Consider the following 19,104-nt stretch of genomic DNA (forward strand, 5'->3'; position numbering starts at 1 on the left):
GTTATCGGCGCATCTCGACCAGGGCGGAGGCGACGGCGGCGATGCCCTCGCCCCGGCCCGTGAAGCCCATATGGTCCGTGGTGGTGGCGGTCACGGAGACCGGGCATCCGACCGCTTCGGACAACGCGCGAACCGCCTCGGAGCGACGGCGCCCGACCTTGGGGCGGTTGCCGATGATCGCGACGGACGCCGACACCGGCTCGAACCCGTGATCCCGCAGGTGCGCGATGGTCTCGCGCAGCATCGCCTCGCCGTGCATGCCGGCGCCGTGCGCGTCCCGGCCCACGCCGAACAGCGAACCGATGTCGCCGAGGCCCGCCGCGGCGAGCAACGCGTCGATCAGGGCGTGCGCGGCGACGTCGCCGTCGGAATCGCCCTCGATGCCGGGGCCCTCGCCGTCCCATTCGATCCCGGCGAGCCACAGCGGCCGCCCCGATCCGGGGGCGGCGAAGCGGTGGGCGTCGAATCCCTGTCCGATGAGCATCTCAGAGTGTTGCGGAGGGTCTTGCAGACGAGCGTTCCGGCGCCGTTTCAGCGCTTGCGCGTCTTCTTCTTCTCGGCGTTGAGACGGGCCATCGTGTCCGAGGCCGCCTCCTCGGGGGCCTCGGTGTGATGCTTGTCATCCCCGGGCTTGGGGGCCTCGTAGCCGAGGTTCACGTCGAGCAGGCGCTGCGCCTCCTCCTCGTCGATCTTCTCGGACAGGGCGATCTCCGAGGTGAGGATGGAACGCGCCTTGGTGAGCATGCGCTTCTCGCCGGCCGACAGACCGTACTCGTCGACGTCGCGCTGCGCCAGATCGCGCACGACCTCGGCGATCTTGTTGACGTCGCCGGTGGCGATCTTCTCGACGTTGAGCTTGTAGCGCCTCGACCAGTTCATCTCCTTCTCGATGATCGGGGTGCGCAGGATCTCGAACACCGTGGCGACCTCGTTCGCGTCGACGATGTCTCGAACGCCGACCTTCTTCGCGTTCTCGACCGGCACGTTGATCACCAGGCCGTCGGAGGACAGCACCGACAGCTGCAGGTATTCGCGGGTGACCCCTCTCACGGTTCGTTCGGTGACCGCCTCGACCCTCGCCGCGCCATGACGCGGATAGACGACCATATCGCCGACCTTGTAACCCATGAAACCTCCGCTGGAGCAGACTCACAAAAAACCTGTAAGAGTATGCCATGACCCGTGGACGTCCATTTCTGACCGAAATCGTCCACGATACGACGCGCCAAAGCCGCGATGCTAACGTTTGTGGCCGTACACTATGGGCATGGCTACTAACACAAACATCAATGACGATTCCTTTGCCGTGCCTGTCGACCAGGGTGCCCTCACCCAGGTCAGCAACGCGGAGTACTACAACCCCCACGAGGTCCTCGGCGGCCATCTGGGCGAGGACAAGTTCGCCGCGTACACGACGATCCGCGTGCTGTGCCCGATGGCCGAATCGGTCGCGGTCCTCACGTCCAACGGCGAGTTCCCGGCCGTCCACGAGTACAACGGCGTGTTCGTCGCCGTGGTCCCCTCCGAGAAGACCGACGACGGCTACGCCGTGCCCGACTACCGCATCAAGTACTCCTACGAGGACGGCGTCGAGCACGTCGAGGACGACCCGTACCGCTATCTGCCCACCGTCGGCGACGTCGACATGTACCTGTTCGGCGAGGGCCGCCACGAGCGCCTGTGGGAGATGCTCGGCGCGCATGTGATCCGCCACGACGACCCGATGGGCGGCGCCGACGGCACGCCCGGCGAGCAGGTCGTGGGCACGTCCTTCGCCGTGTGGGCGCCGAACGCCCACGCCGTGCGCGTGATCGGCAACTTCAACGGCTGGAACGGCGTGCGTCACGCGATGCGCGAGCTCGGCTCCTCCGGCGTGTGGGAGATCTTCATCCCGGGCGTCAAGGCCGGCGAGGTGTACAAGTACCAGATCCTCAACGCCAACCACGAGTGGGTCGAGAAGGCCGACCCGATGGAGCGCTCCCACGAGGTGACGCCGGCGACCGGCTCGATCGTCGTCGAATCGAAGCACGAATGGGCCGATCAGGCGTGGATGGACCACCGCCGCTCCACCGACCCAACCGCCGGCCCGGTCGCCATCTACGAGATGAACGCGCACAGCTGGCGCAAGGACGTCTCGAACTACCGCGAGCTGGCGGACAAGCTCGTCCCCTACATCAAGAGGCTCGGATTCACCCACGTCGAGTTCATGCCGCTGACGCAGTACCCGTTCACCGGCTCCTGGGGCTACCAGGTCACCGGCTACTACGCGGTCGACTCGCGCCTCGGCTCCCCCGACGACTTCAAGTACCTCGTCGACAGGCTGCACGAGGCAGGCATCGGCGTGATCATGGACTGGGTCCCGGCGCACTTCCCGAAGGACGCGTTCGCGCTGGGCCGCTTCGACGGCACCCCGCTGTACGAGGACCCGGATCCGACCCGCGGCGAGCACCCGGACTGGGGCACCTACATCTTCAACTTCGGCCGCAACGAGGTGAAGAACTTCCTCGTGGCCGACGCCTGCTTCTGGCTCGGCGAATACCATGTGGACGCCCTGCGCGTCGACGCGGTGAGCTCGATGCTCTACCTCGATTACAGCCGCCAGCCCGGCCAGTGGCACCCGAACATCTACGGCGGACGCGAGCACCTCGAGGCCATCGAGTTCCTCAAGGAGGCCAACGCCACCGCGTACAAGAACAACCCGGGCATCATGATGATCGCCGAGGAATCCACCGCGTACGCCGGCATCACCGCGCCGACGAGCGCCGGCGGCATCGGCTTCGGCCTCAAGTGGAACATGGGCTGGATGCACGACACGCTCGAGTACCTGCACGAGACGCCGATCAACCGCAAGTGGCACCACAACGAGATCACGTTCTCGATGGTCTACGCCTACTCCGAGCACTACGTGCTGCCGCTGAGCCACGACGAGGTCGTCTACGGCAAGGGCTCCCTGTACGGCAAGATGCCGGGCGACGGCTGGGACAAGTACGCGGGCGTGCGCGCCCTGTTCGCCTACCAGTGGGCGCACCCGGGCAAGAAGCTCACGTTCATGGGCAACGAGCTCGCGCAGTGGGGCGAGTGGGACTACAACAACTCGATCGACTGGGCGTGCCTCGACTGGCAGGACCACGTCGAGGTGCAGACGCTGGTCGCCGACCTCAACGCGTTCTACAAGCGCACGCCGGCCATCTGGAGTCAGGACTTCACGCCCGACGGCTTCCAGTGGCTCACCAGCGACGACGCCGACCACAACACGCTGAGCTTCCTGCGCATCGGCACGAATGGCGAGCAGTGCGTCGTGGTCGTCAACTTCGCCGGCGAGGCGTGGCAGGACTACCAGGTGCCGCTGCCCAAGGGCGGCCGCTGGAAGGAGGTCCTCACCACCGACGACAAGAAGTACGGCGGTTCGGGCATCTCCAACGGCACCTTCGAGGCGGACGCCGGCGAGTACCACTCCCGTCCGGCCTCGGCGAAACTCACCATCCCCGCGCTCGGCGCTGTATTCTTGGAGCCTGAAGACTGATTTTCGCATCCAGTCGAAAGGCGGAACAAGAACATGCTCAATACCACGGCACGTCAGCAGGTCGCGCCGCGAACCGTGCTGGTCGTCGAGGACGAACCGACGCTGGCGACCGCCATCGCGCAACGCATCACTGCCGAAGGGTGGACCGCACGCGTTGCCGGTGACGGCGCCAGCGCCGTTCAGGCGGCCGGCCAGCTCAAGCCCGATCTGGTGATCATGGACATCATGCTGCCGGTGATGGATGGTCTCGAGGCCACCAAGCGCATCGTGGCCGCCCGTCCTGTGCCGGTGCTCATCCTCACCGCCCGCGACGACGAGGCGGACAAGGTCATTGGCCTTGGTGCCGGCGCCGACGACTACATGACCAAGCCGTTCTCGATGCGTGAGCTCATCGCCCGCTGCAAGGCGCTGTTGCGCCGCGTGGAGCGCGCGAAGGTCATCGCCAAGAACGCCGAGAACGAGAAGATCCTCGACTTCGGCTCCCTCGTCATCGACCCGGCCCAGCGCACGGTGAGCGTGGACGGCGAGTTCGTCCACCTGACCCCCACCGAGTTCGACCTGCTCGCCACCCTCGCGCGCAAACCCAAGTCGGTGCTGACTCGCGAGAAGCTCCTCGAGGAGGTGTGGGACTGGGTCGACGCCTCGGGAACCCGCACCGTCGACAGCCATGTCAAGGCCCTGCGCCACAAGCTCGGCCCCAGCATGATCCGCACCGTGCACGGCGTGGGCTACGCCTTCGAGCCGCCGGCGCCGGACCATGCGGGTCCCGCGGGCCACACGGACGGCGAGTGAGCCGACATCCATGACCGCACTACGCAGGCCATCGCCCCCGGCGCAGCGTCCGGGGGCCTCCAACCGAGCGGGCGCACGCATCAGCCGCGTGCGCCCGCTCGGCGTGTTCTCCTCGCTCAAGCTCGAACTGGGCGTCCTGATCGTCATCGCCACCGCCATCGCGTTCGCGATGTGCTGGTTCCTGCTCAAGTTCGGCTGGAGCGGATGGATCGCGATGCCCGTCGCGCTGGCCGTCGCGCTCGGCATCACCTACTACTTCTCGCGCGGGCTGACCGCGCGCCTGCGCCAGCTGCGCGACGCCGCGAAGGTCATGGCCGCGGGCGACTACACCGTGCGCGTGCCCACCGACGACTCCAGCCATGACGAGGTGGACCAGCTCGCCCGCTCGTTCAACGAGATGGCGGCCGAGCTCCAGCACGCCGACCAGATGCGCCGCGATCTCATCGCCAACGTCAGCCACGAGCTGCGCACGCCGGTCTCGGCCCTGCAGGCGCAGGTCGAGAACATGGCCGACGGCGTCACCGACCCCACGCCCGCGAACCTCGAGGGCATCCTCGACCAGACGCAGCGCCTGACCGACCTCATCGCGTTCCTGCTCGACCTGAGCCGCATGGAGGCCGGCGCCGCGAGTCTCGAGATCGAACGGTTCAACTTCGCCGACTTCCTCGACGACACGATCGAGCCGCTGGAGCTCGCCGACGGCGGCCACGCCCACGACATCCACGTACGCGTCGACGACGGCATCGAGATGGAGGGCGATCAGGACCGTCTGCGCCAGCTGTTCACCAACATCATCGGCAACGCGCTCAAGCATTCCCCCGACGGCACGACCGTGCTCATCGAGGTGCATGAGGACCTCGATCACGGCACGGTGGTGACCAACGTGGTCAACTTCGGCTCGCAGATCGACCCCGAGGCCCGCTCCGACATCTTCCGCCGCTTCGTCAAGGGCAAGTCCGGCCCCGGCACCGAGTCGGGCGGCACCGGTCTGGGCCTGTCGATCGCCCGCTGGGCCGCGGAGCTCCACGGAGGCACCGTGCAGGTCGTCGACGACGTGCGTGGCGCCGACTTCGAGATCATCCTTCCGAAGCGTCATACCGCGGCGTAGCGGCCAGAGCCAGCGCCGCGACGACCGTGCCGCCCGCGTCGCGCAATGCGTCGGCGCAGGCGCGCATCGTCGCGCCGGTGGTGATGATGTCGTCGATGACGATGACGTCGCACCCGCGCACCGTCCCACCGGTGCCGCGCCGCCCGGAGCGCACCGCCAGGCCGCCGCCCGTCCGGGAGGCGCGCTGGTCCGCGCCGGCGGTCTCGACGGCCTTGTTCCCGGCGGCGAACGCGAGCGCATGCGTCGTATGCGCGTCGATCCCCCGCGAGCGGTAGTACGACGTCAACGCCTTCGCCAGCGGCGTCAGGTGGCGTCGCCCGCGCGCGGCGAGCGATGCCGGGGACGAGGGCGCGGGCACGATGATCAGGCGTTTGCCCACATCCGCCGCCGGCAGCGCGCGTTCGGCGAGCGAGACGATGAGGCGGGCGAACTCGCCGTCGCACTCCTCGTCGCCATGGTCCTTCCACGCGAGGATCGCGCGGCGGACGCACCGGCCGTACGAGGCGCACGCGTAGGCGCGGCCGGACGTGGATTCGGGCAGCGGAAGGGCGATGACGCGGTCGAACAGGCGCCGGCAGGACGGGCAGAGCACGACGTCGGGGGCGTCGCAGCCGGCGCATCCGCGTGGCAGCAGGACGCCGATCATGGCGTCGAGGAGCGGGATGCGCGGCCGTGCCCGTGTCATGGGCGGGGCGTGCCGGCAGCGTCGGCCGCGGCAGCGTCGGGCAGCCGCGCGAGCAGCTCGTCGATGAGCCGCAACGTGTCGGCGGGACTGGTGACGGCGACGCCCATCGCGCCGGCCTGCGCGGCCGGGTAGTCGTTGCCGCCGGGGGTCATGCGGTCGCCGACGAAGATCATGTCCGCCACGTCGATGCCGGTGTAGGAGGCGAGTTGGGCGATCGCGAACGCCTTGTCGATGCCGCGCCCGGCCACGTCGACGCTGTTGTATCCGGCCGCATGCACCTTGAGGTCGGGCAGGTCGGCGGCCACCGCCCGGGCGAGACGCTCCTTCAACTCGCCGGTCGGGTCGAACGCCTGCTTGGCCTCGAGCGGCGCCTGCTGGCCGAGGACGGAGAACGTGACCTGCGAGCCGCGGTCCTCGATGCGCTCGCCCCACACCTCATCGAACCACAGACCCTGCTCGCGCGCACGGCGTTCGAGGCTCGCGGCCGCGCGGGCGCGCTGGTCGGCGTCGAGGTCGTGACTGAAGACGCGACGCCATGCGCCGTCCGCCCAGCGTCGGTAGCAGGTGCCGGAGGTGGGCATGAGATGGAGGTTGGCGAGGTCGGCGTCCGGCGTGAGCACGTCGAGGATCTGGCTGACGACGAGGGAGTAGCGCCCTCCGGTGATGACCGCCACGGGGATGCGCCGGGTGAGCGCGCTGAACAGCTCGGCCATGCGCGGCTTCATCGGCAGCTTGGAGTTGGCGAGCGTGTTGTCGAGGTCGAATCCGACGAGCCGGACACGGGCGCACAGGAGATCCGTATCCCATTCGTTCCATGGCTTGATCATCGGTTCGATCATCGGTCCCTCCATCCGGTCGTGCAGACGGCTCCCAACGCCAATCCTAGCGTATGCGCCCCCATATGGGCCGTTGCTCGCCTTCCTCGCCGCCTTGACCTACAGTGGAAGGCATGCTTGAAGCCCCTTGGAATGCACGAGTCTACCGCAATCGCCACGGCCGTGGCATGCGCACCCCGATGTTCGGCACACGTTTGCCACGATACCGCACCCGTTCGGGCATGTTCGACGATCTGGTGGCCGCCCATATCCGCAGGCTGGCCGAGGCGTGGCCGGAGCTGGTCAAGCCGGTGCAGTTCGCGGTGGAGGACGTGCCTCCGTCCGACCCGGTGCCGTGGGAGACGGAGCCGAGCCTCAACTCGCGGGCGTTCCCAGCCGACCACGGAGCGCCGGCGCGCATCGTGCTGTACCGCATGCCGCTGCAGTCGCGCACGCGCGGCCGAGAGGAGCTGCAGTGGGCGATCCGCGACGAGCTGGTCATCCGCCTGTCGGAGCTGTATGGTCGCCGTCCCGAGGAGATCGACCCGGATTTCGAGTGGTGATCGATGACGGTTGACTACCGCTAGCGCACGATGGTGTTGTCCTGCGAGGAGCGGATCGTCTCCTCGCGCACGCTGAGCGCGGTGGGGCCGTAGGCGGCGAGGCCCGCGACCTTGGCCGGGTCGAGCCCGCCGCCGGTGAGCCTGACGCCCCATGAGACGGCGTGGTCCGCATCCTCGACGAGGACGGCGCGGCCCTCGCCCTTGACGGTCACTGCGCTGTTGGCCTTGATCGTCACGTCCTTCGCCTCGCCGGCCTCGCCGTTGTCGTCCATCATGGTCAGGGTGACCTCGGCCTCACGGGTCGTGGTGTTGACGAGGGTGACCGTCGCGTCGAGCCCGTCGGGCAGCGCGGCGCCCGAGGAACCGGACGGCGTGGTCGCGGACACGAGGGCGAAGTCCTCCTGCCCGTCGGCGCCGGATCTGACGACGCGCGCCGCGGCGGTGAAGTCGTCGCCGCCGGTGGCAAGCACGCCGTGGGCGCCCTTGGGCGCCTTGCCGAGATCGAACACCGTGACGCGGTCGGCGCGGATGCTTTTCCTGCCGATCGACGACAGTCCGTCGTCGGTGACCCACGAGAGGGTCACGTCACCGGACGTCTTCCCGTACGCATACAGCGTGACGGCGTCGCCCTCCTCGACGGAGGGGATGGCGTTGAGGGTCGAGGCGTCCGCCGCGGGCATCATGAAGTCGGAGCCCTTGGGCGTCAGGCCGTCGGCGTCCACGGCGCGCACGTAGGCGGCCACCGGCATCACGTCGCTCGTGACCGTCACGTAGAGGCCCTGCTGGTCGGGGGCCGCGGCGGACAGGTCCACCGTGGTCTCGCCGCCGGCGGCCACCGTGGCGGTGCCCGAGGTCGCGAGGCTCATCGGGCCGGCCGCGGAGGCGCCGGTCACCTGGATCGTGACGGTCGTGGCCTTGGACGAGGGGTTGGCGATCACCATGAGCAGGCTGGAGCCGGTGGCCGTGCCGGGCAGCAGGAACGAGCGGCTCATCGCGGTGGACGTGCAGGTGACGGCGGACAGACCCCGCAGATCGCCCTTCGAGGCGTGAGATGCGGTCACGCCGGCGTGGCCGGATCCGTCGGCGGCCTTGAGCAGGTTGGTGTCGAGCAGCCGCGCGGCGCCGCTCGTGTCGTTCGCGACCATCGCGTCGGTGGAGCGCGGGTTGTCCGGCGCGTTGAGCGTCAGGGCGTCGGCGCCGGAAGTGCCGGCGAACGGGCTGGCGCTCGAGGCGTACACGGAGCCGAACGCGGCGAACGACGACGACGTCTCCAGGTCGCCGTCGGAGGCGCGGTATTCGCTGTCACCCCAGTCGGTGGAGTCGGGCAGCTCCATGCGGGCCGGGCAGTACGATTCGATGAGCTGCTGGACGATGCGGTGCGAGGCGGTCGCCTTGCCGGAGGCGTGGTCGACGAACCAGTGCGGCATCGGGCCGATGGACAGCACGGCGAGCGCGGCGATGAGCGCGACGCTGGTGACGACGGCGAGCAGGACGCGCACGACGCGCGCCATCGTCGACGTCGACTTCGAGGAACGGGAACGGCTCATGACTCCTCCTCCTGACGCGCCTGCTGGCGCAGCGCCTCGTCGTGGCGGCGCGGCGCGGCCACCAGCAGGTAGAGCAGCGTGACGACGCCGAGGCTCATGAGCCATGCGGCGCGCCACGGGCTGCGGCGCATCGCGTCGAGACGCGTGGTGTCCACGCCGATCGTGTTGCCCTGGGCCGCGGTGAGACGGTAGTAGGTGCCGTCGGTGTCGGTCACGACGTTCTGGGTGCCGTCCGAGGCGGTGATGTTGGTGGCGAGCTGGTCGGAGCCGGCGCCGTCGGTGACGACGAACAGACCGCCGAAGCCCAGAGAGACGAGCTCGTCGATGGCCGCGGAGTCGCTGTTGGACAGGAGCCGGGCGGCGAGCGCGCCGATCCTCAGGTCGTTGGCGTCGCTCTGGCCGACGGCCGCGCGGGCGCGCCAGGCGGGCGAGGAGTCGACCAGATCGCCGCGCGAGGTGTGCATGACGGCGTAGCTGACGTCGGTGCGGGATTCGGCGTCGAGCGCGAGGATCCGCTGGTTCGGGACGCGTTCGAGCGCGTCCGTCGCGACCATCGGCAGTCCGGAGTCGCTCACGGAAACCGATCCGGCGGCGTGGCGTGTCGCCGCGAGCCCTCCCCAGGCGACGACGCCGCATGCGAGCACGAGGCACAGCAGCACGCGGCCGGCGACGATGAAGCCGTGGCGCACACGCTCGGCCGATTTGGTGCGCCGTTCGACGCGGGACGCCTCGGCGGCGTCGACTGAGGATTCGCGCAGCTCAACGAAGCGGGGCACGGCGCCGCCGGCCACCAGACACACGCAGGAGAGGGCGCCGAGCAGGGCCAGCACGAGGCCGGGCTCCACCGATCCGGCGACGGCTCCCTCGACGTCCACGGCGACGGCGACGCGCGCCGAGGCAAGGCTCAGCGCGGCGCCGGCGACGATCACCACCCACATCATGCGGGAGGCGCGCAGCGCGAAGGGCAGCATCAGGGCGACGAGGGACAGCAGGGCGACCACGGCGAGGACCGCGAGCGTCGCGGCCGCGAACAGGTCGGACGACAGACCCGTCAGACCGCTTCCCTCGGGAAGGGCGAAGGCGCGGCGGACCACGTCGACGAGGTTCAGCGCCGCCGGATGGCGGTTCGAGGCGGTCGTGGGCAGCGTCATGTCGCCGAAGAGCTGACGCCACTCCCCCGCGCCCATGTGGCGCACGGCGTTGACCAGCGTGGGGGCGACGAGCAGGGCCGCCGGCAACGGCATGAGCAGCAGCATCGGCCGGTGCCGGGGCACGAACACGAGGAAGACGAGGAACGTGGCCACCAGCGGCAGCAGCAGCTGCGGTTCGGCGGCGACGACCGGCATGTAGCACAGCGCGGCGGCGGCCGCGGCCTGGACCGAGCGGTGCGGGTGCATCCGGTCCTCGGTGTGGTACAGGCCGACGGCGCGGAACGTGAACGCGAACGCGGCCGGTAGGAAGACCATGACGGTGAGCATCGGCAGGTTCGCGTTCGAGTACAGGCCGAGCGCCAGCGCGAGCGCGACCCACATGAGCCCGGTGATGACGCGCACGGCGTCGGAGCGGGTGAACACGCCGGCCAGCGCCCAGAACGACAGGGCGGCCATCGGCGCGGACAGGAAGAAGACGAGGCTGGTGGCCGCGGCCACATGCCCGCCCGTGAAGACCGACGCGCCCAGCAGCACCCACAGCCAGGGCGCGGGGGGCGCGGCCACGCCGGTGCCGACGCCCCACACCCACTGGGTGGTGGCGGCCTCGGCGAGGCCGCCGAAGGAGATGCTCGTGGGCAGCCACTGCGCCGAACTGAGGGATCCGCCGCCGAACGCGGCACGCAGCAACGGCCAGTCGAGCGCCATCACGACGCCGCAGGCGACGGCGGCCATCGCGGCCGCGAGGCTCCAGCGCCGGGTCATGCGCATGCGCAGATGCGAGCGGACCAGGGGACTCAGCAATACGGTGTCGCGCTGTTCGCGCAATGCGCGCTCGCGTTCGCGCCAACGGGCGAGCTGGTCGCGCGAGACGGTCAGGACCGCGAGCCGTTTGCGCGCCACCACGCTCTGCACGGCGACGGCACGGCGCGCCCGCACCCCCGAGGCGAGGCCGATCAGGGCCCACCACGGCATGACGAGCTCGCACAGGGCCTCATAGGGTTGCTTGGCGGCGCAGCGGCGCAGCGCCAGCACGACGGCGGCGACGAGGGACCACACCCATGCGAGGGGCCACAGCGGCATCGCGATGTCGGTGTACCGGTAGCGCCGCCACGCGCCGATCACGCGCATGGACGGGTTGACGCCGTTGCCGTCGGCCGGCTCGCCGCTTCGGGTGCGCACGCCCTCGAAGCGCGCGCGGCGGTGGGCGATGCGGGCGCGTGGCGCGACCACGACGCGTCCGCCGGAACGGCAGATCCTGCGGCACAGGTCGGCGCCCTCGGCGTAGGTGGTGAACCAGCCGGTGATGCCGCGCGAGGAGCGGATCAGGTCCAGCGGCGCCAGCGCGCCGGCCAGCGAGACGCAGAAGACGTCGGTGCGGGTGTCGTACTGCTCCTGATCGGGTTCGCCGTCGACGACGAGCGTGTGGATGCCGTGTCCGCAGGCGTAGGCGCCGACGTTGTGGAGGTTGTCGCCGCTCCAGTCGAGCTGTTTGGCGCCGATGATCGAGGCGCCCGGGGTGTTGCGCCACGCCTCGACGAGCTGTTCGAGGCAGCGCGGGTCCGCGGGGCGCGAGTCGTCGTGCAGCAGCCACAGCATCTGCGTCGAGTAGTCGAGATGCGCGTAGTCGAGGGCGCGCGAGACGGCCTCGCCGAACGATCGGGCGCCCTGCGCGCGCACCAGCTGCACCGAGACCGACGTGGCCTCGGGGAAGCGGTCGAGCGGTTCGGAACCGGCAGAGACCACCTCGAAGGACAGGTCGACCGGCTGCGCGGTCCCCCCGCTGCAGTCGGCGATGACGATGGCGCCGGGCAGGACGCTTTGGCCGAGCACGGCGGTGAGGGTGTCCGGCAGGAAGCGCAGGTCCCTCTCCACGGTGATCACGGCGGCCACGGCGTTCTCGACGCTCTGGCTGTGCGAATACGGCCGCGAGGCCAGCGCGTCGGCGACGATGCGCCTGACGGTGGTGGGCTCGGCGGCCCCGACGGCCGCGTCATCGACGGCATCGGTGCCTGCGGTGCCGGTGTCCCCGGCGATTCCGGTGCTTGCGGTGATCTCAGCGCTCACGCCTGCTCCTTGTGCATCTTCTTGTACCGGCGGCGTTCCCGTTCGCTCATGCCGCCCCAGATGCCGAAACGCTCGTCATGGTCGATGGCCCATTTGAGGCATTGCTCGCGCACCTCGCATTGGGCGCACACCCGCTTGGCGTCGCGGGTGGAACCGCCCTTCTCGGGGAAGAACGCCTCGGGGTCCGTCTGCGAGCACAGGGCCTTGTGCTGCCAGGAGACGTCCTCGTCCGGCGAGAACAGCCCCCACAGCAACTCGCCCAATGGCTCGTCGGCGGAATCGTCGGCAATCCCCCACATGCGCATCATCCTCCTTGGCCTCGCCGGCCCTTTCACGCCACTAAATTACACACATGCGATTTCCCTTTTGTCAAGTGAGGCCGTGTTATTACGCGCTTTCGCGCCCTTGTGTGGTATAAGGACGAACGCCGGGATCGTCCGGTGCCTGTCCGGACCCTGTCCGGCGCGCGTTCGGTGCGGGTTCGGTGTGGGTTCCCGTGACCGTGGGCGCCCGCGACGCCCTTTTCACTCATCTGCCGTACAATCGAGAGGATTTGACCCCGATACCCGATCAGGAAGGTGCTCGTCCCGTGAGTTCGAAGCGATCCGGAGCAGGTGTTCCCAATATCAACGGCTGGGGAGCGGGAGCGCCGCGGCACAGCGACACGGCGTTCCGCGTGCAGCATCGTCTGCGCAACACCCTGATCTGCGCGCTCGTCGCGGCGCTCGTGTTCGTCGGGACGGCGGCGGCCGCCACATACGTGAACATCGACGGCATCATCAACGGCCAGAGCGTCGACCTGATCCCGCAGAACGGGCAGGCGACCGCCGCCTCGATCGTCGACCCGAACTCCGGCAAGCCGCTCGACGTGCTCATCCTCGGACAGGACACGCGCTCGGGCGACGACAACCTCGCGCTCGGCGGCAACGACACGGAGGCCGAGACCAACCACAATTCGGACACCGCGATGATCCTGCACATCTCCGCGGACCGCAAGTTCGCCGATCTGGTGTCGATCCCGCGCGACTCGATCGTCGACGCGCCCGCGTGCGAGACCACCAAGGGCACGATCAGGGCGAAGAACAACGTCATGTTCAACTCGATCTTCGCCGACGCCTATCAGACGGGCGGGGACCTGGCCTCGGCGGCGAGCTGCACGCTCAACGCGGTGAACTCGCTCACCGGACTCGAGATCAGCAACTTCGTCGTCGTCGACTTCGCGGGACTGAAGTCGATGATCGACGCGATCGGCGGCGTGGACCTGTGCCTGCCGACCTACGTCTTCGACGGCTACACCGGCATCAACCTCCAGGCCGGCTGGCAGCACCTCGACGGCACCACCGCCACCCAGTACGCCCGCCGCCGCCACGGCGCGGACACCGACGGCACCGACATGGAGCGCACCGCGCGCCAGCAGTACCTCGTCAAGCAGCTGCTCGCCCAGGCGCTCGACAAGAACCTCTTCACCCAGTCCGGGCAGCTCTACCAGCTGGCGAAGGCGGCGTTGAAGTCGCTCAACATCTCCTCCGGGCTCGCGAACACCACCACGCTCGCCGGGCTCGCGATGAGCATGAAGGACTTCAAGACCTCGAACCTGTACACCCGTACGGTGCCGGTGACCGATTGGGTGAGGGACGCGAACCGCGTGGTGTGGACCTCCGAGGCGGACACGCTGTGGGCGAAGATGCGCAACGACCGCCCGTTCGTCGACTCGTCGACCGGCACGGACACGGGGTCCTCCACCGGTTCCACCGATGCAAGCCAGCAGGGCTCGGGCTCCCAGGGCACCGACTCCACCGATCAGTCGCAGTCCACGCAATCCGGTTCCGGACAGTTGGGCCAGGGGCAGACGCAAGGCCAGACGCAGGGGCAGGACCAGTCCCAGCAGCAGGCCGAGAAGACCACGACGGTGGCCGAAGGCGTCGAGAAGAACGCCCAAGGCCAGTACATCGACACCGCCACCGGCGGGGTCATCGACCAGAAGACCGGCATCATCCACAACGCCACCACCAACGTGGTCATGGGCATCTCCGAGTCGTACCTCAACAACGTGGCATGCAAGGTCAAGTAGCCCGGCGCTTGTGCCGGAAATGAGAAAATACGCATCGGCCCGCCCTCCCCTGCGGTCCGATGTGCGACAGTGACAGAAGTTCGGATTCGTTACGGGAGGCATAGCGTGCAGCAAGGCGAAGGGGCGGGGTCCCAGATCCCGCCGAGTTTCATCCCCTCGGGTTCCCGTCGCCGCTCCCAGCCCACCGGTCCGATCATCGATTCCGGTTCCCTGCGCCCCTCCGCCGGACGGCATGCCGGCGCCGCCGAGGACGAGCCGGCGCCGATCACCTCCAATCCCCCGAGCTTCAACCCGTCGGGGCGCCGTTCCACCCCGCGGCACGAGGCGGCGCCGAGATCCTCCACGCCGTCGGCCCCGGCGGAATCACCGGACGGCGCGATGCCGGCGTCGTTCACCCCGAGACGGGCCTCGGGCTCGCGCCGGGCCGCCTCGCCGCGCGCGACCGCGCGCGCATCCGCCCCGGCGTCCTCTTCCGCATCCTCTTCAGCGGCAGGCGCACCGCGCCGGTTCGCCCCCTCGGCCCCCTCGCGCACACCGCGACGCACGTCGGGATCGACCTCGGCGGCCCCCGTCTCCCCCGCTTCCGGCAGGAGGGCAGGCCGGTCGGGGGGCGTCGCGTCCCCAGCCTCCCCGCGGCCGTCGTCATCGGCCGCGGGCGCGCGCGTCATGGCCTTCTCCGGCCGGCGATCGGGCGCCGGCGTCCGCGTACGCCCCGGCAGGGTCGTCGCGATCGCGATCGCCCTGCTCGCCGCGGCGCTGCTGCTGGCCGTCTTCGGCGCATGGAACTGGGTCGACTCCCGCCTCAACAAGCAGGAGGGATGGCTCACCACCTCGGCGGACACGTCGGCGCAGTCATGGCTCATCCTCGGCTCCGACGAACGCGACGGCACCGCCGGCGGCTCGGCCGACGACACGCCCGGATTCCGCACCGACACGATCCTCGTGCTCACCAAGCCCGGCCACGGGCCGAGCTCCCTGATCTCCATCCCCCGCGACTCGCTGACGCAGGTCGACGGCACCTACATGAAGATCAACGCCGTCGCCCAGATCAAAGGCAACAAGGCGCTGGTCGGCGAGGTCGAGCAGATCACCGGACAGCACATCGACCACATCGCCAAGATCAAGTTCGGCGGCCTCAAGAACGTCGTCGACGCGGTCGGCGGCGTCAGCCTGTGCTACGACCAGACCGTCAACGACCCCGATTCGGGACTCAACTGGCAGGCCGGATGCCATGAGGCGGACGGCGGCACCGCGCTTGCGTTCTCCCGCATGCGCTACGCCGACGCGAACGGCGACTTCGGCCGCGCGCAGCGCCAGCGTCAGGTCATCGCCGCGATCGTGAAGAAGGCGTCCTCCTCCGCGGTGCTCACCAACCCGGCCAAGGTCACGAAGATCGCCTCCGCCGGGCTCGAGGCGCTGACCGTGGACGACGGCTCCTCGCCGATGACGCTCGCGCAGATGGCGCTCGCGTTCAAGGGGGCGACCGGCGCGAACGGCGTGACCGGCAGCGTGTACTGGACGAACCCCGACTACCAGGTGTCGGGCGTCGGCTCCACGGTGCTGCTCGATTCGAGCCGCAACCTCGAGCTGTTCTCCGAGCTCGCCCACGGCGGTCACAAGGCCGGCACCGTCGGCACGCTGGCGGAGTCGACGTCCTCGACGTCCGCATCGTGACTCGCCCGACGAGACGGCATGGAATATCTCTTTTAAGGAAAAATCTTGAAAAAAGCATGCGAACGTGCTTAGGTAGTACGTACTGGATGCGAATTTTCAGGGCTCGGACAGGAAAGGAAACGACGATGAGCAGTGCTTACGATTGGCGTGCCAAGGCTGCGTGCCGTGACAAGGATCCGGAATTGTTCTTCCCGGTGGGCAACACCGGCGCGGCATACCAGCAGATCGAGGAGGCCAAGGCCGTGTGCCGTACCTGCAAGGTGATCGACGCGTGCCTCAAGTGCGCCTTGGACACCAATCAGGATTACGGCGTGTGGGGCGGCCTGAGTGAGGACGAGCGTCGCCAGCTCAAGCGCAAGGCGATGCGTCTGCGCCGCTCGCAGGCCATGCAGATGCAGATCTGACATCCGGCCATACGGCATTCACATTCGTACGACGAACGGCCGAGGGGCTTCGATCCGAAAAACGGGATCGAAGCCCCTCGGCTGTTTCGGCTGGGAGACTCGGCTACTCCCCCGCCCCTCCGGCTACTCGGCCTGCGCGGCCCTGAGGGTCATGTCGAGGACCACGCGCGTGCCTCCCCCGCGGCGCGGCTCCCACTTGACCGTACCGCCGAAGTCGTTGGTCACGAAGGTGTTGATGATCTGCGTGCCGAGGCCGGAGCCGGAGGACTTGGCCATGCCGCCCTGCGACTCGGAGCCCAGTCCGGTGCCGTCGTCCTCGACGACCACGTTGAGGTTGGAGCCGGAACGGCCCACCGAGATCGTGATGTGGCCCTGTGTGCGCCCCTCGAATCCATGCTCGACGGAGTTGGTGATGAGCTCGGTCAGGACCAGCGACAGGGGCGTCGCGTCCTGGGCGGGCATCATGCCGAACTTGCCGACGAAGTCGATGGAGATGTGCTGGTCGCGCATCGTGGCCACGTCGACGGCCATCTTGAGCAGTCCGGCGATGACCTTGTCGAAGTCCACGATCTCGTCGACGGTCTGGCTCAGCCCCTCGTGCACCATCGCGATGGTCTGCACACGGCGCTGCGCCTCCTTGAGCTCCTTGCGGACCTCCTCCGACTTGGTCTTGCGCGCCTGCAGCCGCAGCAGCGCGGAGACGGCCTGCAGGTTGTTCTTCACGCGGTGGTGGATCTCGGAGATCGCCGCGTTCTTGGTCTGCAGCTCCTGCTCGCGCCGGCGCAGCTCGGTGACGTCGCGGCACAGCACGATGCTGCCCACGCGCCCATTCATGTCGTACAGCGGCAGCGAGCGCACGGAGACGGCGGAGCGTTTCGTCGTGATCTCGGAGTCGACCGCCGCCTTGCCGCTCAGCACGAGCGGCAGCTGCTCGTCGACCTGCTCCTTCTGCTCCTCGAGCAGGTCGGTGCCGAGCTCGCTCAGGTAGTGGCCCTGCATCGTGATGAGCAGGCCCAGCCTGCGGAAGCAGCTGATAGCGTTGGGCGAGGCGTAGCGGACGACGCCGTCCATCGTCAGGACGATGAAGCCGTCGGCGACGCGCGCGACGTGGCGCTGGCTCATCACCGAGTCGGAGTACGGGAACTGGCCGCGCGGGATCATCTCGTAGAGCTGCTTGCCGGCGTTGATGCTTTCGGACTCGTAGCGGCCGTTGGATTCGCGCGTGGCCATGTTGGTCTCACGCACGACGAGCCCTAGGGTCTTGCCGTTGTGGCGCACGGGCGCGTAGACGTTGCACACGGTGGACTTGCCGACGGTCCTGAGCACGGTGGAGCGGAAGACGACCGCCGATTCCATCGCCGCGTCGAGCTCGCCGGTCATCGATTCGGGCATGACGTCACCGACCACGTCATCGGTGCGTAGGGTCATCACCGTGGACGGGCGGCACTGTTCGGCCACCACGTACCGGCCGTCGCCGTTCTGCATGATGAGCAGCAGGTCGGCGAAGCTCAGGTCGGCGATCACCTGCCAGTCGGCGACCAGCTGGTGCAGCCATTCGCGATCCCGGTCGTCGAGGTCAGGCCGCGTTGCGAGTATCTGTGAGAAATCTGCCATGCGTCCATCATACGCATGCCGTCCGCGCGGGGTCGCATCCCGGGCATCGACGCATGACGCTTGACTTTCCGATAACCTACGCTATCGTAGGTTACGGTGACGTAAGTTACAGGATCGTCAATATCGCGAGGCCGGTAATCGGCACCCCATATGATGGCGGCATCACGACGAGACCGGAGGCGACGGACACGATGCACACGATGATGACCGACGAGGAGATCCAGGCCCGGCGGCAGGCGGTGACCGAGGCACGCGAGCAGGCGCTCAAGGCCCGTGCGGACGCCGCTCGGCTCAAGGCGAAGCTCAAGGCCGAACGCATCCGCTCGAAGGCCGAGGCGAAGGCCAAGCACGTCATCGCCAAGGGCGAGGAGCGGGCCGCGCGGCTCGAGGGCATCGCCCCGGCCGAGGTCGAGCGCAAGATCCGCCTCGACGTGCACGGCCGTCCGAAGCCGGCGATGCGCGGCTGGATCCACGCGGTGGCGGCCCCCCTGTCGCTGGCGGCCGGCATCGTGCTCATCTGCCTCGCGCAGGGGGTTGGCCTCAAATGGGCGTGCGCGGTGTTCATGGTGGCCTCGCTGGTGCTGTTCACCAACTCGGCCTGCTACCATCTGGGCGACTGGAGCCCGCGCGTGACCGACGTGCTCAGGCGCATCGACCATGTGAACATCTTCCTGCTGATCGCCGGCACGTACACGCCGGTCTCGTTCGCCCTGCAGCCGTTCTGGCGCAATTTCATCATCATCTCGATGTGGGCGTGCACCGCCGTGGCGATCATCATCCACGTGATCTGGATCAACGCTCCGCGATGGCTGTATACGTTGGTGTACATCGTCTTCGGCATCTACGGGCTCGCGTTCATGGCCCTGTTCTGGACCTCCCCGTACGCGGGGCCGGCCGTGGTCGTCCTGCTGTGCGCGGGCGGCGCCTGCTACATCCTCGGCGCGATCGTCTACGCGCTGCGCCGGCCCGACCCGTGGCCGAAGGTGTTCGGCTTCCACGAGATCTTCCACTGCGGCACCGTCGCCGGGTACGCGTGCCACATGGTCGCGATCTACATGGTGATCGTGGCCCTGTGGGTGTGACGCAGCCCGGA

Annotated in this window: 17 protein-coding genes; 8 read left to right on the top strand and 9 right to left on the bottom strand. The window is 68.7% G+C overall.

From position 1 onward, the window contains the following. Position 1 precedes the first annotated feature (1 nt). A complete protein-coding gene (gene ispF, locus CSQ85_RS03195; RefSeq protein ID WP_150382833.1) occupies positions 2-484 on the bottom strand; it encodes a 2-C-methyl-D-erythritol 2,4-cyclodiphosphate synthase in 483 nt (160 codons plus the stop codon). Positions 485-531: 47 nt separating this feature from the next. Next, the gene (locus tag CSQ85_RS03200) at positions 532-1,128 is read right to left on the bottom strand and encodes a CarD family transcriptional regulator (protein ID WP_107041112.1); all 597 of its coding nucleotides are present in this window, start codon (positions 1,126-1,128) and stop codon (positions 532-534) included. Positions 1,129-1,267: 139 nt separating this feature from the next. On the opposite strand from CSQ85_RS03200, the gene glgB reads away from it, so the two are divergent. The 3 genes from glgB to CSQ85_RS03215 are packed head-to-tail and all read left to right on the top strand — an operon-like array spanning position 1,268 to position 5,423. After that, positions 1,268-3,523 carry a 1,4-alpha-glucan branching protein GlgB gene (gene glgB / locus CSQ85_RS03205; RefSeq protein ID WP_150382834.1) on the top strand — a complete coding sequence of 752 codons (2,256 nt, stop codon included), beginning with the start codon at positions 1,268-1,270 and terminating at the stop codon, positions 3,521-3,523. Positions 3,524-3,556: 33 nt separating this feature from the next. Beyond that, entirely contained in the window at positions 3,557-4,315 is a 759-nt protein-coding gene (locus CSQ85_RS03210) for a response regulator transcription factor (RefSeq protein WP_107041111.1), read from the top strand. A gap of 10 nt (positions 4,316-4,325) precedes the next feature. Beyond that, positions 4,326-5,423, top strand: coding sequence for a sensor histidine kinase (locus CSQ85_RS03215; protein WP_150382835.1), 1,098 nt, complete (start codon positions 4,326-4,328; stop codon positions 5,421-5,423). On the opposite strand, the gene CSQ85_RS03220 is transcribed toward CSQ85_RS03215, so the two are convergent. After that, a complete protein-coding gene (locus tag CSQ85_RS03220) occupies positions 5,392-6,108 on the bottom strand; it encodes a ComF family protein (RefSeq protein WP_223846801.1) in 717 nt (238 codons plus the stop codon). The two genes, CSQ85_RS03215 and CSQ85_RS03220, sit on opposite strands and share 32 nt — an antisense overlap. Beyond that, complete coding sequence (locus CSQ85_RS03225; protein ID WP_190972868.1) at positions 6,105-6,947, bottom strand: HAD-IIB family hydrolase; 843 nt, start codon at positions 6,945-6,947, stop codon at positions 6,105-6,107. The genes CSQ85_RS03220 and CSQ85_RS03225 overlap by 4 nt, the downstream gene beginning before the upstream one ends. Positions 6,948-7,057: 110 nt before the next feature. Between CSQ85_RS03225 and CSQ85_RS03230 the strand changes: the two genes are divergently transcribed. Beyond that, positions 7,058-7,486: a metallopeptidase family protein gene (locus tag CSQ85_RS03230; protein ID WP_107041108.1), complete on the top strand. Its 429-nt coding sequence runs from the start codon at positions 7,058-7,060 to the stop codon at positions 7,484-7,486. A gap of 20 nt (positions 7,487-7,506) precedes the next feature. Here the strand turns inward: CSQ85_RS03230 and CSQ85_RS03235 are convergent, their stop codons facing one another. The 3 genes from CSQ85_RS03235 to CSQ85_RS03245 all read right to left on the bottom strand — a co-directional run bounded on the left by CSQ85_RS03235 (position 7,507) and on the right by CSQ85_RS03245 (position 12,547). After that, entirely contained in the window at positions 7,507-9,033 is a 1,527-nt protein-coding gene (locus CSQ85_RS03235) for a DUF5719 family protein (protein WP_150382836.1), read from the bottom strand. After that, positions 9,030-12,134 (bottom strand): glycosyltransferase family 2 protein, encoded by a 3,105-nt coding sequence (locus CSQ85_RS03240; protein WP_150383027.1) that lies wholly within the window; start codon positions 12,132-12,134, stop codon positions 9,030-9,032. The genes CSQ85_RS03235 and CSQ85_RS03240 overlap by 4 nt, the downstream gene beginning before the upstream one ends. A 110-nt stretch (positions 12,135-12,244) precedes the next feature. After that, positions 12,245-12,547, bottom strand: a complete 303-nt coding sequence (locus CSQ85_RS03245) for a WhiB family transcriptional regulator (protein WP_107041142.1) — start codon at positions 12,545-12,547, stop codon at positions 12,245-12,247. Positions 12,548-12,837: 290 nt separating this feature from the next. Here CSQ85_RS03245 and CSQ85_RS03250 point away from each other — a divergent pair, with 290 nt between their 5' ends. After that, positions 12,838-14,319 carry an LCP family protein gene (locus CSQ85_RS03250; protein ID WP_150382837.1) on the top strand — a complete coding sequence of 494 codons (1,482 nt, stop codon included), beginning with the start codon at positions 12,838-12,840 and terminating at the stop codon, positions 14,317-14,319. An 89-nt stretch (positions 14,320-14,408) separates the two neighbouring features. Here the strand turns inward: CSQ85_RS03250 and CSQ85_RS13685 are convergent, their stop codons facing one another. Beyond that, entirely contained in the window at positions 14,409-14,987 is a 579-nt protein-coding gene (locus tag CSQ85_RS13685) for a hypothetical protein (protein WP_150382838.1), read from the bottom strand. Between CSQ85_RS13685 and CSQ85_RS03260 the strand changes: the two genes are divergently transcribed. After that, positions 14,986-15,993, top strand: a complete 1,008-nt coding sequence (locus CSQ85_RS03260; RefSeq protein ID WP_223846802.1) for an LCP family protein — start codon at positions 14,986-14,988, stop codon at positions 15,991-15,993. The genes CSQ85_RS13685 and CSQ85_RS03260 overlap by 2 nt on opposite strands. A gap of 125 nt (positions 15,994-16,118) precedes the next feature. Then, positions 16,119-16,397, top strand: coding sequence for a WhiB family transcriptional regulator (locus CSQ85_RS03265; RefSeq protein WP_034526413.1), 279 nt, complete (start codon positions 16,119-16,121; stop codon positions 16,395-16,397). Positions 16,398-16,520: 123 nt separating this feature from the next. Here CSQ85_RS03265 and CSQ85_RS03270 read toward each other — a convergent pair whose 3' ends face one another. Next, positions 16,521-18,011 (bottom strand): sensor histidine kinase, encoded by a 1,491-nt coding sequence (locus CSQ85_RS03270; protein ID WP_107041104.1) that lies wholly within the window; start codon positions 18,009-18,011, stop codon positions 16,521-16,523. A 191-nt stretch (positions 18,012-18,202) separates the two neighbouring features. On the opposite strand from CSQ85_RS03270, the gene trhA reads away from it, so the two are divergent. After that, positions 18,203-19,093: a PAQR family membrane homeostasis protein TrhA gene (gene trhA, locus CSQ85_RS03275; protein ID WP_395956188.1), complete on the top strand. Its 891-nt coding sequence runs from the start codon at positions 18,203-18,205 to the stop codon at positions 19,091-19,093. Positions 19,094-19,104: the final 11 nt, after the last annotated feature.

Origin of the sequence: Bifidobacterium rousetti (assembly GCF_008698235.1) — a bacterium.
Taxonomy (GTDB): domain Bacteria; phylum Actinomycetota; class Actinomycetes; order Actinomycetales; family Bifidobacteriaceae; genus Bifidobacterium; species Bifidobacterium rousetti.